The organism is Bradyrhizobium quebecense, from assembly GCF_013373795.3.
GTDB classification, from domain to species: Bacteria; Pseudomonadota; Alphaproteobacteria; order Rhizobiales; family Xanthobacteraceae; genus Bradyrhizobium; species Bradyrhizobium quebecense.
On sequence record NZ_CP088022.1, the window covers coordinates 4670423 to 4685441 of the forward strand.

11 protein-coding genes are annotated in these 15019 nt (G+C 65.4%); 6 read left to right on the top strand and 5 right to left on the bottom strand.

Annotated features, from left to right (window positions below; all coding sequences use genetic code 11):
* Window positions 1-149 precede the first annotated feature (149 nt).
* Window positions 150-1718: a DUF4403 family protein gene (locus HU230_RS22640; RefSeq protein WP_176529780.1), complete on the top strand. Its 1569-nt coding sequence runs from the start codon at window positions 150-152 to the stop codon at window positions 1716-1718.
* A 136-nt stretch (window positions 1719-1854) separates the two neighbouring features.
* On the top strand, window positions 1855-3069 hold the full coding sequence (locus tag HU230_RS22645; RefSeq protein ID WP_176529779.1) for an ABC transporter substrate-binding protein: 1215 nt from the start codon (window positions 1855-1857) through the stop codon (window positions 3067-3069).
* Window positions 3070-3198: 129 nt separating this feature from the next.
* On the opposite strand, the gene HU230_RS22650 is transcribed toward HU230_RS22645, so the two are convergent.
* Window positions 3199-3351: a hypothetical protein gene (locus HU230_RS22650; protein ID WP_176529778.1), complete on the bottom strand. Its 153-nt coding sequence runs from the start codon at window positions 3349-3351 to the stop codon at window positions 3199-3201.
* 161 nt (window positions 3352-3512) lie between these two features.
* The gene (locus HU230_RS22655) at window positions 3513-3806 is read right to left on the bottom strand and encodes a hypothetical protein (RefSeq protein ID WP_176528432.1); all 294 of its coding nucleotides are present in this window, start codon (window positions 3804-3806) and stop codon (window positions 3513-3515) included.
* 625 nt (window positions 3807-4431) lie between these two features.
* On the opposite strand from HU230_RS22655, the gene HU230_RS22660 reads away from it, so the two are divergent.
* The 4 genes from HU230_RS22660 (at window position 4432) to HU230_RS22675 (ending at window position 10289) form a co-directional block, all read left to right on the top strand.
* A complete protein-coding gene (locus tag HU230_RS22660) occupies window positions 4432-5403 on the top strand; it encodes an HlyD family secretion protein (RefSeq protein WP_224943462.1) in 972 nt (323 codons plus the stop codon).
* The gene (locus tag HU230_RS22665) at window positions 5400-7715 is read left to right on the top strand and encodes an ABC transporter permease (protein ID WP_176529776.1); all 2316 of its coding nucleotides are present in this window, start codon (window positions 5400-5402) and stop codon (window positions 7713-7715) included. The genes HU230_RS22660 and HU230_RS22665 overlap by 4 nt, the downstream gene beginning before the upstream one ends.
* 1 nt (window position 7716) lies before the next feature.
* Window positions 7717-8688: an HlyD family secretion protein gene (locus HU230_RS22670; RefSeq protein WP_176529775.1), complete on the top strand. Its 972-nt coding sequence runs from the start codon at window positions 7717-7719 to the stop codon at window positions 8686-8688.
* A 203-nt stretch (window positions 8689-8891) separates the two neighbouring features.
* On the top strand, window positions 8892-10289 hold the full coding sequence (locus HU230_RS22675; protein ID WP_224943463.1) for a glycerophosphodiester phosphodiesterase family protein: 1398 nt from the start codon (window positions 8892-8894) through the stop codon (window positions 10287-10289).
* Window positions 10290-10331: 42 nt separating this feature from the next.
* Here HU230_RS22675 and HU230_RS22680 read toward each other — a convergent pair whose 3' ends face one another.
* From HU230_RS22680 to HU230_RS22690, 3 genes are all read right to left on the bottom strand, one after another.
* Entirely contained in the window at window positions 10332-13400 is a 3069-nt protein-coding gene (locus HU230_RS22680; protein ID WP_176529774.1) for an alpha-mannosidase, read from the bottom strand.
* A 233-nt stretch (window positions 13401-13633) separates the two neighbouring features.
* A complete protein-coding gene (locus HU230_RS22685; RefSeq protein ID WP_176529773.1) occupies window positions 13634-14152 on the bottom strand; it encodes a PRC-barrel domain-containing protein in 519 nt (172 codons plus the stop codon).
* 363 nt (window positions 14153-14515) lie between these two features.
* Window positions 14516-14893, bottom strand: coding sequence for a PRC-barrel domain-containing protein (locus tag HU230_RS22690; RefSeq protein ID WP_176529772.1), 378 nt, complete (start codon window positions 14891-14893; stop codon window positions 14516-14518).
* Window positions 14894-15019 lie beyond the last annotated feature (126 nt).

Genomic DNA, 15019 nt, shown 5'->3' on the forward strand with positions numbered 1-15019 from the left:
TCATAATCGTTAACGTCCGGATCGTTAACTTACAGGTGATGTCGGGCGACCGGCCCGTCTCCGCCCCCGAAGCAGCTTGATCCCGCCACACTGGCGCCCTCGTCGGCGGGCCTGTACAACCCGTCAAGTTGATTTCATCCGGGGGAATGATGCGTCTACCGATGCATCCAAGAACGATCGCGCTCGGGCTCACGGTGGTGCTGGTCTCGTTCGCGATCAGCCTCAAGGCCATGGACTGGATCGCGCCGAGCGTCACGGTGCAGACGCCGCCACTCGTGCAGCTGCCGCCGCTGCCGCAGGCGCCGCGCTCTTCGACGGTCGTGGCGCAGGTCTCGGTCGCGCTGTCGGCGATCCGCGATGCCGCCGAACGCGGCGCGCCGAAGACCTTCGGCGGCAAGGCCGACAACCCGGTTCAACAGATCCTGCAAAATGCCGACATCGGCTGGACCGCCTCGCGCGGGCCGATCGCGGCGACCGGCGCGCAGGACGTGCTGACGCTGACGACCCCAATCAACGGCACGCTCAAGGTCACCGGCTCGCTGTCCGCGAAGGCGACCGGCGCGGTCAGCGACGCGCTCGGCAGCCTGCTCGGCGGCAATGTCGCCAAGCAGATCGGCGCCGTGAACATCAAGAACATCAACGCCAATGCCGACATCAAGGGCAGCGTCACGCTGACCGCGCGGCCGAAGCTCGGCGCGTCCTGGCGGATCGAGCCGAACCTGCAGGCGCAGGTCAATCTCGGCGACACCAGCCTGTCGGCCGCCGGCGTCCGCATCAACGTGCCGGCCCAGGTCAAGCCGGTCATCGACAAGGCGGTCGCCGACCAGATTTCCGTGGTCGAGGCGCGCTTGCACAACGACCCGGTGTTCCAGAACGCCGCACGCACGCAATGGGTCAAGGCCTGCCGCTCGATCCCGCTGCAGGGCACCGGCGGCACCGCGTCGATGCCGCCGATGTGGCTCGAGTTGCGGCCGACCCGCGCGATCGCGGCGCAGCCGAAGGTCGATGCGTCCTCGCTGATCCTGACCATGGGGATCGAGGCCGAGACGCGGATCACGGAGGCGCAGACCACGCCGAACTGTCCGTTCCCCGACAAGCTCGCGATCGTGCCGCCGATGCCGAGCCAGGTCTCGGTCGGCCTGCCGGTCGACGTGTCCTTCACCACGCTGACGCAGCTCGTCGAGGCGCAGTTGAAGGGCAAGACCTTCCCCGAGGACGGCTCCGGCCCGGTCGACGTGACCGTCAAGAGTGCGGGCATCGCCGCCTCCGGCGACCGGCTTTTGATCTCGCTTCTGGTGCACGCCAAGGAGAAGAAGAGCTTCTTCGGCTTCGGCGCCGAGGCGACCGTGCACATCTGGGGCCGGCCGCGGCTCGACCAGGCGGCGCAGACGCTGCGGCTCACCGACGTCGAGCTGGCGGTCGAGTCCGAAGCCGCGTTCGGCCTGCTCGGCGCCGCCGCGCGCGCGGCGATCCCGCATTTGCAGCAGGCGCTCGCCGACCGGCTGGTCGTCGACCTGAAGCCATTCGCAACCAACGCGCAGCGGAAGATCACCGCCGCCATCGCCGACCTGCAGAAGAACGAGGAAGGCATCCGCGTCGACGCCGACGTCAACAGCATCCGGCTTGCCGGCATCGCGTTCGATTCGAAGACGCTGCGGGTGATCGTGGAGACCGACGGCACCATCAAGGCCGCCGTCACCGCGCTACCGGCGCTGTAGGACGCAGATCGCGGCGTTCCATCCGCCGCGCGCCCTACGCATGCCCAAAAAGTCGTCTTTGCGACAGGTTGCCGCACCGGATAGAAGGTGCCTCGTGGAAGCAACCCCCAAGGAAAAGATCAGGGAGAGAAACACGATGAAATCGCTCTTGGCCGCAGCAGCGGCCGGCCTCGCGCTCGCGGTCTCCGGCACCGCGGCGAACGCCCAGATCTCCGACGACGTCGTCAAGCTCGGCGTGCTCACCGACATGTCGAGCCTCTATGCGGACGCCACCGGCAAGGGCTCGGTCGCCGCGGTCGAGATGGCGGTCGCAGATTACGGCGGCAAGGTGAAGGGCAAGCCGATCCAGGTCGTCGTGGCCGATCATCAGAACAAGCCCGACGTCGGGGTCAGCATCGCGCGCAACTGGTACGACAACGAGAAGGTGGATGCGATCCTCGACGTGCCGACCTCGTCGGTCGCGCTGCCGATCTCGGCGCTGACGCGCGAGAAGAACAAGATCCACATCAATTCCGGCGGCGGCTCCTCTGATATCACCGGCACCGCCTGCTCGCCCAACACGGTGCACTGGACTTACGACACCTACGCGCTGTCGAACGTCGCCGGCAAGGCGATGGTCAAGCGCGGCGACGACACCTGGTTCTTCGTCACCGCCGACTACGCCTTCGGCATGGCGCTGGAGCGCGACGCCGCCAACGTCGTCAAGGAGACCGGCGGCAAGGTCTTGGGCGACGTGCGCCATCCCCTCAACTCGTCGGACTTCTCGTCCTTCCTGCTGCAGGCGCAGGCTTCCAAGGCCAAGGTCGTGGCGCTGGCGAATGCCGGCGGCGACACCACCACCGCGCTGAAGCAGGCCGCCGAGTTCGGCCTGACCCAGGGCGGCCAGAAGTTGATCGCGCTGCTGATGGAAATCACCGACACCCACGCACTGGGCCTGAAGGCGACACAAGGCCTGATCGTCACCGACGCCTTCTACTGGGACATGCACGACGAGACCCGCGCCTTCTCGAAGCGCTTCAACGAGAAGGTCGGCCACATGCCGACCATGATCCAGGCCGGCCTCTACTCGGCGACCATGCATTACCTGAAGGCGATCGAAGCCATCGGCACCGACGAGGCGCCGAAGGTGATGGAGCAGATGCGCAAGACGCCGGTCAACGACTTCTTCGCCAAGAACGGCCATATCCGGATCGACGGCCGCATGGTGCACGACATGTACCTGTTCGAGACCAAGAAGCCCGAGGAATCCAAGGGCGAGTGGGATCTCTACAAGCTGATCGCCACCGTGCCCGGCGACGAAGCGTTCCGTCCGCTCGACAAGGGCGGCTGCCCGCTGGTGAAGTCGAACTGACGAGCACGCCGCCGCGAGCGGGTCGCCCGGATGTGCGCCCGATGACAGCCAACAAAAATGCGCCCGGCCGGCACCGGGCGCATTTTTCTTTCCGCGGCAGGTCCCGGTAATCGCCCGCGTCAGCCGGCACTATTCGCCATTCGCGCGCGGGATCATCCAGGTCGAATACGTCTGCCAGACGCCGTCGCCCTGGTTGCGTTGATAGGCGATGAAATCGGCATGGTCGCCGTGCACGAGCTCATAGCGATAGTACCTTGAGAGGTCGTCGATCTGATTGGTCATGGAACGTCTCCGTCATGAGGGGGAAGCCACTCAATTTCGACGTAGTCGAGCCGCGCCGGCGATCAATAGAATGATTTTTATCATTCAATCACAGACGCGAGAGCTGGTCTGATCCGGTTTGAGGATGTGGGTCGATCGACGCACATCCTCTTTGCTGGGCCTCAGCGCCCGGCACGATGCGAACTGCGCCGCGGCACATGAACGACGCCGATGCCGCTCTCCCGCGCCTGCAGCACGGCGGGCGGCAGCAGCACCAGCCTGGCCGCCGGCGTCGGCGCGCCGTTGTTGAGCACGTCCCGGTACGGATACAGCGCCTGATAAGCGGCCGGCTCGGAGATCGCGGCCTGCGCCGAGGCGGCCGTCGCCGTGATGGCCGACAGCGCCACAGCCAGCGCGATGGTTCTGAACGTCGTGGTTCTGAACGTCCTGGCGACGTGGGAAATCCTGGTCGTCATGGTAACGCTCCCCCGATTTACATCGCATACGATTAATTCGCTCACGCCTGATAAAGGCATGGCGCGACCGGTCTTCAAGTATCCCGATTTAATCGGATGCGATTTATTCGGGCGCGGAGCTTCAAATATCCGTGTGACCGGCGATGCCATGCGCGGCCCGCAATGGCGGCCTGCTCGGGCCACGCGGCAGCGGCGCGAAAGTCAGCGGGCGCGCTGGCGATCGCAGGCGCGAACCTGGGCGGAACCTGGGTTCAACGCCACGGCAACATGGCCGGTCACATGCAGCGAGCATGCGGGCTCCGCGCGCTTCAAAGGGTCCGGCCGATGCACGGCGCCAATCCCGCCGCGGCTGGAATTGTGCACGCAACCGCGCGTCGATGCGGCGCACATCGAAGCGATATCGCTTCGACCGCACCGGATGCGGTTGCTTCGGTCAAATTCGAGCCGGATCGGACAGGCTGCCGAGGTTGGCAGGATTTAACATCCACGCCATAGTGAATGACTATCCTGGTCATGAGCCAATGTGGGGTCAGCTATGGACGTGTCACCTTCTGGTAACGAGAGCCGAAGCACGTCGGAGCCACCACAAGCAGCGCGGCAGGACTATGCGCACGCCGCGATGCGCATGCCGGCCATCATTGTCGGCGTCGTTGCAGCGATCATCGTTGCGCTGTCGGTCTATTATCTGCTGCGGCCCGAGCCGCTGCTCGTGCAGGGCGAGGTCGATGCAACGCGGCTCGATATCGCCGCGCGCGTCGACGGACGGGTCAAGGACATCCCGGTCGAGCGCGGCCAGAACGTGCCCGCGGGCGCCGCCCTGGTGCGCATCGACAATCCGGAAACGCTTGCAAAGCAAGACCAGATGCGCGCCGCCAAGGCCGTTGCAGACGCGCAACTCGCCAACGTCATGGTTGGAACGCGGGTCGAAACCATTGCCGCGCGGAAGGCGGAAATGGCGCGCGCGGAGGCCGCGCAGGTGCTGGCGCAGAAGACCTTCGATCGCGCCAAGACACTGACCGAGCAAGGCAACGCGCCGCAGGCCCGTCTCGACCAGACCACCGATGCGCTGCACGAAGCCGAGCGCGGGCTCGACCAGGCGAAATCGGCCTATGAGCAGGCGGTCAACGGCTACACCAAGGAAGAACGCGCGATCGCGAAAGCCAATGTCGAGAAAGCCGAAGCCGACATTCAAAGCGTCCAGTCGGTGATCGATCAGCTCGCGGTCTACGCGCCGGTTGCGGCACAGGTCTATCAGCGCAACGTCGAGCCGGGCGAGTTCGTCTCGCCGGGCGTGCCGCTGGTGACGCTGATCAATCTCGACGACCTGTGGATCCATTTCGATCTGCGCGAGGATCTGGTGAAGGGCCTGAAGGTCGGCGACAAGTTCGACGTCCGCATTCCGGCGCTCGACGACCGCCATGTCACGGTCGAGGTCAAGCTGATCGCCACCAAGGGCGAATATGCGAGCTGGCGGGCGACGCGCGCCACCGGCGATTTCGATTTGCGGACGTTCTCGATCCGCGCCTATCCGGTGCAGCCGGTGCCTGAGCTGCGGCCCGGAATGAGCGCCTATCTCGACTGGCGGTCTCGCCAATGAGGCTGGCCTCAAAGCCCGGATTCTGGCGGGTCGCACAGCGCGAATGCCAGTGGCTGTTGCGCGACCGTGTGGCATTGCTCTTGATCTTCGGCGTGCCGCTGTTCGCCTTCGTGGTGCTCACGGCCGTGTTCAGCCAACCGGTGATCCGGGGCCTTGGCGTCACGATCGTCGACACCGACAAGTCGGATACTTCGCGCGCGCTGACGCAGCAGGTCGCGGCCTCGCCGAGCCTGAGAATCGTCGACGATTCCGGCTCGCTGTCGTCAGCCGTACAGGACATCCGGTCCGGCAAGGCGATTTCGGCGATCTTCATCCCGCCGAATTTCGAACGCGACCTGAAGGCCGATCGCCGCCCGCAGGTCGTCGGCTTCTACAACCAGCAATTCCTGACGGCGGCCGGCATCGCGTCGTCGGGCCTGAACGATGTGCTGTCCGCCGCCGCGAGCGCGGCCGCTCCCGCCAATCGCGCCGCTCCCGCCCCGGCGTCGATGGGAACGCTTTCCGCGGAGACCATCGCGCTGGTCAATCCGCAGAAAAACTACGCGCAATTCCTGCTGCGTGCGCTGCTGCCAACGATCATCCACGTGGTGATCACGCTCGCCGCGGGCTATTCGGTCGGCTCCGAATTCCGCCGCCGCAACGCGCGCGAGTGGCTCGAAAGCGCCGGCGGCGATCCGATCGCCGCGCTCGCCGGCAAGCTGGCGCCGCTGTTCGTGACCTTCATCCTGATCATGCTGGCCCAGCCGCTGATCCTCGAAGGCGTGCTGCAGATTCCCTTCAAGGGCGATGTGCTGCTGATCATCGCGGCGGGCCTGCTTCTGATCATCGCCTATCTGTCGCTCGGCGCCCTGCTGCAGCTTTTGGTCGGCGACCTCGCGACGGGGCTCGGCCTTGCCGGCCTGATCGCCTCCCCTGCCTTCGGCTATGCCGGTGTCGGCTTTCCCACCATCGGCATGAATACGTTTGCGCAGGTCTGGAGCGCGATCCTGCCGCTGCGCTGGTACATGTCGGTGCTGATGGGACAAGCGGCGCGCGGATTGCCGGCCTCGGAATCGGCAATTCCCTTCGCGGCGCTCGCAGGCCTCACGTTGCTGTTTGCCGCGCTCGCATTGCTGCGCATGGCGAGCCTGACGCGCCGGGGCTGGTTTGCGACGGCGCGGCCCGAGGAGCCGCCAGCGAGCGAGCCGGCGCCATCGGGCGTCGGCGGCGCCTTCGCGGCGGAGTGGCGGCGCGTGCTCGGAACGCGCAGTGCCTTCAGCCTGCTGTTCCTCGCGCCGCTGGTCTACGGCATCTATTATCCGCAGCCTTATCTGAACCAGATCCTGCGCAAGCTGCCGATCGCGGTCGTCGACAATGATCTCGGCGATCTCTCACGGCAGATCGTGGAGACGCTCGATGCCAGCGGCACATTGAGCGTGACGGTGCGCGCCCGCACCCTTGCGGAGGCAAGCACCGCCATCGACCGCGGCTATGCATTTGCCGCCGTGCAGATTCCGCCCGGCACCGAACGCGACGTGCTCAAGGGCCTCACCGCGCACATCCCGGTCTACGCCGACGCCACCTATCTGTTCATCTTCCGGTCGACCGCAGGCGCCGTCGCCACCGCGATCGGCACGCTGACATCCGAACTGGTGTCGCGGGGCGCCCGCGCCGACGGAAGCCTGGTCAAGGCGAAGCTCGCGAGCCTCAGCCCGGCCAACGTCCTGCTGCAACCGATTTTCAACCCGGTCGGCGGCTATGCGAGTTACATCGTCCCGGCGGCGTTCATCCTGATCCTACAACAGACGCTGTTGATCGGCGCGGCGATGCTGACCGGCACGGCGCTGGCGAATTCCCGCAACACGGTCGCGGGCGTGTTCGGGCGCGGCGTTGCCCATCTGACCATCTATCTGCCGGCGCTCGCGCTCTATCTGATCGTGCTGCCGCGGATCTATGGCTTCTCGACGCTGGGCCATCTGCCGCAGATCTTCGCGCTGGCGACCGTCTTCCTGCTGGCGACGAGCTTCCTGGGACAGGCGATCGGCGCCTGGTTCACGCGGCCGGAGAACGCGACCATCCTGCTGCTGGCGACCAGCCTGCCGCAGTTCTTCACCGCCGGCTTCGCCTGGCCGCGCGAGGCCATCCCCCCTGCGGCCACGGCGCTCGGCCGGCTGTTCCCGGCCGACTCGGCGATCGACGGCCTCGTGCGTATCAACCAGCTCGGCGCCAGCATCTGGGAGGTCTCGCATGACTGGCTCAGGTTGTGGTGCCTGGCGCTGGGCTATTTCGTGCTCGCCGTGATCTCCGCGCTGGTGTTCAAGAGAGGACAGTAACATGCCCAACGCTAGGCGCGCAGCCATTGTCGCGATCCCCGTTGTGCTCGTCGCGGGCGCGCTGATCTACGCCGAGAGCCGCGCGACGCCGGCGCCCGCGATCGTCGGCGTGGTCCGCTCGACCGAGGTCAGGATCGAGCCGGAAGTGAACGGCCAGCTGGTGTCGATCGCGGTCGAGAAAGGCGCCAAGGTGCACGCGGGCGACGTCCTCGCCAAACTCTCCGCGGTCGAGTTGAGCGCACAGGCGGACCAGGCGCGGGCCGCGCTCGCCGCCGCGGTGGCGAGCCGCAACAACGTCTATGCCGGCGTACGCCGCGAACAGATCGACTCGCTGAAAGCCGCGATCTCCAAGGCCAATTCACGGCTCGACTATGTGGAGACCCAGCTCAAGCGGATCACCACGCTGGCGAGCCAGAGCTTTGAAACCCAGCAGGCGCTCGACCAGGCCGAGAACGACGTTGCCGCCGCGCGCGCCGGCGTGGCGGCGGCCCAGGCGAATTACGATGCCGCCGCGGCGGGGCCGACCAAAGAGGAGCGCGCCATCGCCGACGCACAGGTGCAGGCGGCTGCGGCCGCCGTCGCGGTGCTCGAGCGCCGTCTCGACAAGATGGTGCTGCGCGCGCCGGTCGACGGCGTGGTCAGCGTGATCGCCGCGGAAGTGGGCGAGAACGTTCGTGCGGGCCAGCCGATCCTGATGATTGCTGCGGCCGGCAAGCAATGGCTGTCATTCAACGTGCGCGAGGACCATCTCGACGGTCTTGCGATGGGCAAGACCGTGAGCGTGATACCGAACGGTTCCGGCGCCGCCACCAAGGCTGCCATCACCGAATTGCGGCCGCTTGGGGTGTTCGCCACCTGGCAGGCCGAGCGCGTGATCGGCGATCACGACCGCAACACGTTGCGTCTGCGTCTCGACCCAGCAGGCGCCGCGGAAGGTCTCGAACCCGGCATGAGCGTCCGGATCGACCGCTGACAACGCGCCGCGCCCGGCCGCAAGCCGCAATGAGGTGCGGACTGTTCGCCCTCCGGCGCGGCGCAGAAGCTTGTGTCGGCCCGCCTCGCCGAATAGTCATCGGACTGTCAGAAGATTGCGACAAGAAAACAACGGCGTCGGCCCTGTTCGGCTCGGCCTTTATGGCATCGCCCCGATGCCACGCAAAAGATGGAGATTTGGCCGTGAGGCAGATTCGTTCGCGATGGAAGGTGCATGTTGGCGCGATGCTGCTCGGTGCGGCGGCTTTGGCGGTCCTGCTGCCGTCGATGGCATCAGCGCAAACCGGCCCGGCGCCGGCCGGCGCCAAGCCGTTCCTGACCGTCGACGGCAAGCAGCCGCTTGTGATCGGGCATCGCGGCGTGCCGGGCCTGGTGCCCGAGGAGACCGAGGCATCGTATGAGCTGGCCGCCGACCTCGGCACCGACGCGCTCGAAGAGGACCTGCATTTGACCAAGGATTGCGTGCTGGTGGCACGCCACAATCCATGGCTCGGCGACAACACCAACGTCGCCGAAGCGGCGAAGACCAATGCGGACGTCGCGAAACGCAAGCGCACCGCGCCGGGCGTTGGCGTCAAGGTGAAATGGGCGCAAACGCCGACCAGCGGGCCGGCCGAGTATCCCACCGACCTCATCGATCCGGCCGATCCCAAATCGGTGCTGAAAGCGCTGATCGTCGATGGCGACGACCATACCAATGACTGGTCGATCACCGATTTCACCATGGACGAGCTGAAGAGCTGGATCGCCGGCACCACCTATGATGCGGCCAACGAACGGCCAAAACTGTTCAACGGCAAGTTTCCGATCATCAGTTTCCAGGGCATCATCGACATCGCCAAAGCCAAGAGCAAGGCGACGGGGCGTCCGATCGCGGTCTATCCGGAAACCAAGAATCCGACCTGGAACAATGCCCAGGCGATCGCCAATGGCTGCGGCGCGCCCGGCAGCCACCCGCTCGAGGACGCCCTGATCAAGATCATCAGGGATAACGGCCTCAACGCGAAGGACGCGCCGATCATCGTTCAGAGCTTCGAGCCCGGCAGCCTGAAATATATGCGCAGCCACGGACTGGAAACGCGGCAGGTGCAGCTCATCGATGGCAACGGCGTCGACTTCAAGACCGGCAAGGTGCTGCTCAACAACATCGCCAATTCCCGTCCGTACGACTGGACGGTCGCGGGTGACGGCCGCACCTTCGATGCGATGCTGACGCCCGAGGGCCTCGCGGAGATCAAGACCTATGCCGACGGCATCGGTCCGTGGAAGGCCTATATCGTCCCCTACAAGATCTCACCGTGGAAGGGCAACAACGCCGACGGCACGCCCTACAAGGGATCGACGGCGGATGCCTCGACGCAGGACGCTACCAGCGTGATTGCCGACGCGCACAAGCTCGGCCTGTTCGTGCATGTCTTCACGTTCCGGAACGAGAAGAAGTATCTCGCCGCCGACTATCGCGGCGACCCGAGCCTGGAATATCTGAAGTTCTTCCGTCTCGGCGTGGATGGGGTGTTCACCGATTTCACCCACACCGGCGTTGCCGCCCGCGCGGCTTACTTGCGTGAACTGGGCTGGTGACGCCGCAGCACGGCGCGCCCGGCATCGCCGAGCGCGCCTGCGTCACTGCCGGAAAACCCGCAGCGTTACGATCTGGAACGGCCGCAGCGACAAACGGCAGCTCCGCGCTTCGGTCGGAATGGCAGCGATGCGATCTTCCAACGTGTTGCTCATCCACACCGACGACATGTCGACGCCGAAATCGAGCGTCGCGGCGGCACGAACGCCCGCACTCTCATAGAGCCGCACCACCCAACCTTCGCCATCCTCGGCGGGTTTGATCGTATCGACGATCACGTTGGCCGGCGCCGTGGTCAGGAACGACTGCCGCAGCGGCGCGCGCGGCTGCCCCTTGGCCCAGAGCATCGGACGCTCAAAGCACAAAGCGCGCCCGACGGTGTCGGCCGTGCGCCAATCACCCTGATGGGGGTAGATTGCGTAGCGCATCCGGTGACGTCCGATATCGGCCTGTGGATCAGGCAACTCGGAGCCGCGCAGCAGCGTCAGCGCGAGCTGGTTGCCAAACGCCGAATAGCCATGACGGCAATCGCTCAACAACGACACGCCGAAATCGGGCTCGGCGAGATCGGCCCAGCGATGGCCCGGCACCTCGTACTTGGCCGCATCGGCATCGGTGTTGGCATGGGTCGGCCGCTCGGTCGCGCCGAACATGGTCTCATAGGTCGCGTTCGATGCGTGACAGGCCACCGGGAACATGACCTTCAGCGTCGTCTTGCGCTCCTGCCAATCGACGATTGTCTCGAATGCGAGATGATCCGCGCCGGCATCGAGGCGGATCACCTGGGAGAGCCGGCTCGCGCGTCCGATCCCGCGCTCGAAACGGACTTCGCCGCGCAGCCCGCCATCCGACAGCACCTCGCAACTCACCTCCCCTCCCGCGTCGCGCGCGGTCTCCAGCGCGAATGGATCGATATCCCAAGCCTCGAAATCGAGCGGCCTGTCATCGAGCAGCAGCAAGCGCGCTGCCGGTGATGCGAAGCTCTCGCGGCCGCTCGCCACATGCAGCAGCGACCGGACAAGTCCGGTGCGATCAAGACGTGCCGTGAGTTGCGCATTCGACAGAACGAAGCCGTCCGCATCGGCGGCGACAATGACGCGGTCGTCGATCGCTATCGCTTCTCCCGCCGCAAAGGGCGCGGCGGCGACATGGCGAAGTACCCCGTCGGGATCGGACACGATCTCGGTGCGCGCGCGTCCCAGCGTATTGACCGGCGTCCAGCCGGCACCTCCGGAATCGCACAGTGTGGCCAGCACGGTCTGCGAACGGCGGTTGGCTTCCTCGGCGACCCCGGCCAGCTCGACCTCCGCCCGCTCATAGACCTCGCGAATGCTGCTGCCGGGGATGATGTCGTGGAACTGGTTGACCAGCAGCGTACGCCACAGGCCTTCGATCTCCTGCGCGGACGGCGCCGATTGCTGCCAGGCGGCAGCGACCGCGACCACGAATTCGAGTGCCTGAAGGCCGGCCTCGCAGGCGCGGTTGAGGCGCTTGGTCTCGGACTGCGTGGTGTAGGTGCCGCGATGATATTCGAGATAGAGCTCGCCCTCGATCGTCGCCAGATTCTGCGCAGACTTTGCCAGGCGGTCGAAGAATTCGTCGGCGGTGCGGATTTGAATCCGCGGCAGGCCCTGCAGATCCTGCATCCGCTGCAACGCCTCGAGCATCGTCTCATCGGCGCCGCCACCGCCGTCGCCATATCCGAACAGATAGAGCGCTTCGGGCGATCGATCGGCATCCTTGTAATTGGAGGCGTGATAGCGGAGTTCGGCAAGCTGCACCGATCCGTTGTAGGTGTCCGCCGGCGGGAAATGTGCCAGCACGGTGCTGCCGTCCAGTCCACGCCAATGGAAGCTGTGATGCGGTGGCGAAGTGAACTTGTTCCACGATAGCTTCTGGGTGAGAAAGCGCGACATCCCCGCCGACTGCATCAGTTGCGGCAACTGGGCGTCGTAGCCGAACACGTCGGGATTCCAGAACACGGTGGAGCGCGCGCCAAACACGCGCTCGAAGTAGCGTTGGCCATAGAGGAACTGCCGGCAGATCGACTCGCCCCATGGCAGGTTGCAGTCCGGTTCGATCCAGCTGCCGCCGACTGGAATCCACTGCCCGGCCGCGGCCTTGGCGCGGATTCGCGCGAACAGGTCGGGGTCGTTCTCCTCGATCACAGCGTACTGATAGGCCTGCGAGCAGGCGAACTTGAAATCGGGATAGCGGTCCATCAGCGCGACGGCCGTGGAGAAGCTGCGTTGCGCCTTGCGGCGGGTTTCTGCCAGCGGCCACAGCCACGCGGTGTCGAGATGGGCGTGGCCGATCGCCGACATCTCGTGGGCAATGGTGCCGTTGCGCGCCGCCAGCAAGGTGGTGAGGATCTCCCGCGCCGCCGGCCAGGTCACGCGATCGTCGGGATCGGCGATGTTGCAAACGCGGTTGAGATCGTGCAGCAGGCGTCCCGCCCAGGTCCGATCAAGCGCCGGCTGCGCCGTCTCGCCAACAGTTCCGTACGACCTGCTCTTTATCGTGGGATCCCGATCGGCCTCGAGCTGGCGAAGCACCTCGTAGTCGAAATAGAACCCGGAAGCCTCGGGGTCGAAGCGGCGCAATTCGCACGCCGCCAGCGCGTAGGCTTGCGGGTCGTTCCAGAACGCACCGAACAGGCCGTTGCAGGCAATTTCTACATGGCAGTTGACGGTCTCTCCGCCGCGCGCCGACTGAACGAGCGGCGCGGTGTGACGGCCGGGATTGAGGCCTTGCGACGAGCGGCCGTCGAGCCAAAGCAGCGCTTCCGAGCGGCTGTCCCAATAGAGATCGACGCGCGAGCCGGCCCAGGCTTCCGGTACGACCGCCGCGACCCGCACCCAGTAGGTCGCCCAGAGCGGCCCCAGCGTCTCGCCCAACGCGACCGGCCGGTAATCGAGCTCGAGGGCTTCCGCAACGCTGATCCGCTCAGTGGGACCGGCGATTTCGAGCGAGGTGACCGGCGCGCGGTCGGCGTGAATCTTCTGTTGCAGCCGCTCGGCAAAGCCTTCCAACCGGCGCCGCGTGTATTGCGGGTAGCGGCCGCGAATCCGGGCTACCGCGGGATTGTCGCTCTCTCGATCGGTTTCATTCATCGGGTTCTTCAGCCAGTTGACGAAAGAGTTCCTAAGCGCAATTCAAGGATTGATAATAGCAATGGCGTCTCGCCGACCTCACCTTACCAAAGGTGCACAGGCGCGATATCCAAAACTGCTTCCTGCCTGCTCGTTTCCCTACTCTCGACCGGGCCTTTATCCGCAAGTCAAAAAAAGCACGCCCGGCAGTACCGGGCGCGCTGGTCGCTTACAGGTGGTGGTTACGATCCGCGTCAGTCGGTCGCGTACTTGAACTCGGGCATCGCCTTCAGCTCGTCCTTGCTCGCATTGAAGACGGCGTGATCCGGATACCACGGATTCGGCTTCGACGCCGCAGGCGCCGCGCCGGTGGTGGTCGTCGACTTGGTCGTGCTGCCGGTGTTCGAGGCGCCGGTGTAGGCGACCGGCTCGCTTTCGAACTTCACCTTGTCGAGCGGCACGGCGACCAGATGCTCGCCGACGCCAAGGAAGCCGCCGACGCCGATCACGACGGCCTTGATGGCGCCGCCCTTGTCCATCAGGAGATCGTTGATCGAGCCTACGCTCTCGTTCTTGTCGTTGTACACGCTGAGTCCGACGACCTTCGACGCGCGCCAGTTACCTTGATACGAGGTAGTGGCAGACGTGGTCGACGTTGATGTCGACGCCGCAGGTGACATCTTGTCGCCCTTGTCGGTGGGAGTCTGTGCAATCGCGACGGTTGCAAGCAGGGCGGAGCCGGCCACGCCGGCGATGACGGATTTGACCAACATAATTGCGCTCTCCTCAGTTCGCAAAATCGATGCTGGGAAAACCCGTGACGTCCGCGACCGTTCCTATTGAACCTGCGCTCAAAAGCCGCCCCAATGCTTGGGAACGCCACGGAACGATGCGGCAAGCCCGAGCATGCGCACTTTCCGACGCATGGAGCGTTGCGGTCCTTGACGAAAGCGATCGTGATCTCTCAAGTAAGCCGCGGTTGAGCCTCACGACTGCGCCGGACGCGCAGTCCCTGATGTGACGATGTTTGGCTCACTAAGTCGTCCCGGCGAACCGCGCTTGCCCAAAATCATCCGCACGCGCATGTCGCAGCGCGCCCCGCGCCACGGAAGCTGAACGAGCGCGACGTGTTGCGCTCAGAAACCACCCCAATAGGGCGGCACGCCGTAGAAGCGATGCAGCTCGACTTCCTGCGAGCGGTCGCCCCAATCGAAATCCTTGTCGGCGCGGAACGACGGCGCGCGCTTCAATTCGTCGTCTTCGATGTCGAGCTCATAAGCCTCGAACTTCGGATTGTAGTGCAGCCGGGCCCACGGCAGCGGAAGCAGATTGGTTCCGATCCCGAGGAAACCACCGAAGCTCAGCACCGCGTACGACACCTTGCCCGAGATCTTGTCGATCATCAGCCGCTCGATATGGCCGATCATGTCGCCGTTGGCGCGGCGCACCGCCGTGCCCTCGACCCGATCGCTTGCAATGAGCTGATGCGGCCTTGTCCTGACCTCGACAGCCATCTCACCCTCCTGGCCTGAAAGAGAAATAACGCGTCGCCTGGGGAACGGGTTCCGGCGCCGGATATGGCAGCCGCTCTTCCCCTTTTTGGGACCGCCGTGGCGCTGCGCGACCGACGTGCGGCATCG

Coding starts and splice junctions, on each gene's coding strand:
- HU230_RS22655 (WP_176528432.1), bottom strand. CDS start 3,806: ATGACGACCAGGATTTCCCACGTCGCCAGGACGTTCAGAACCACGACG.
- HU230_RS22645 (WP_176529779.1), top strand. CDS start 1,855: ATGAAATCGCTCTTGGCCGCAGCAGCGGCCGGCCTCGCGCTCGCGGTC.
- HU230_RS22680 (WP_176529774.1), bottom strand. CDS start 13,400: ATGAATGAAACCGATCGAGAGAGCGACAATCCCGCGGTAGCCCGGATT.
- HU230_RS22660 (WP_224943462.1), top strand. CDS start 4,432: ATGCCGGCCATCATTGTCGGCGTCGTTGCAGCGATCATCGTTGCGCTG.
- HU230_RS22650 (WP_176529778.1), bottom strand. CDS start 3,351: ATGACCAATCAGATCGACGACCTCTCAAGGTACTATCGCTATGAGCTC.
- HU230_RS22685 (WP_176529773.1), bottom strand. CDS start 14,152: ATGTTGGTCAAATCCGTCATCGCCGGCGTGGCCGGCTCCGCCCTGCTT.
- HU230_RS22670 (WP_176529775.1), top strand. CDS start 7,717: ATGCCCAACGCTAGGCGCGCAGCCATTGTCGCGATCCCCGTTGTGCTC.
- HU230_RS22665 (WP_176529776.1), top strand. CDS start 5,400: ATGAGGCTGGCCTCAAAGCCCGGATTCTGGCGGGTCGCACAGCGCGAA.
- HU230_RS22690 (WP_176529772.1), bottom strand. CDS start 14,893: ATGGCTGTCGAGGTCAGGACAAGGCCGCATCAGCTCATTGCAAGCGAT.
- HU230_RS22640 (WP_176529780.1), top strand. CDS start 150: ATGCGTCTACCGATGCATCCAAGAACGATCGCGCTCGGGCTCACGGTG.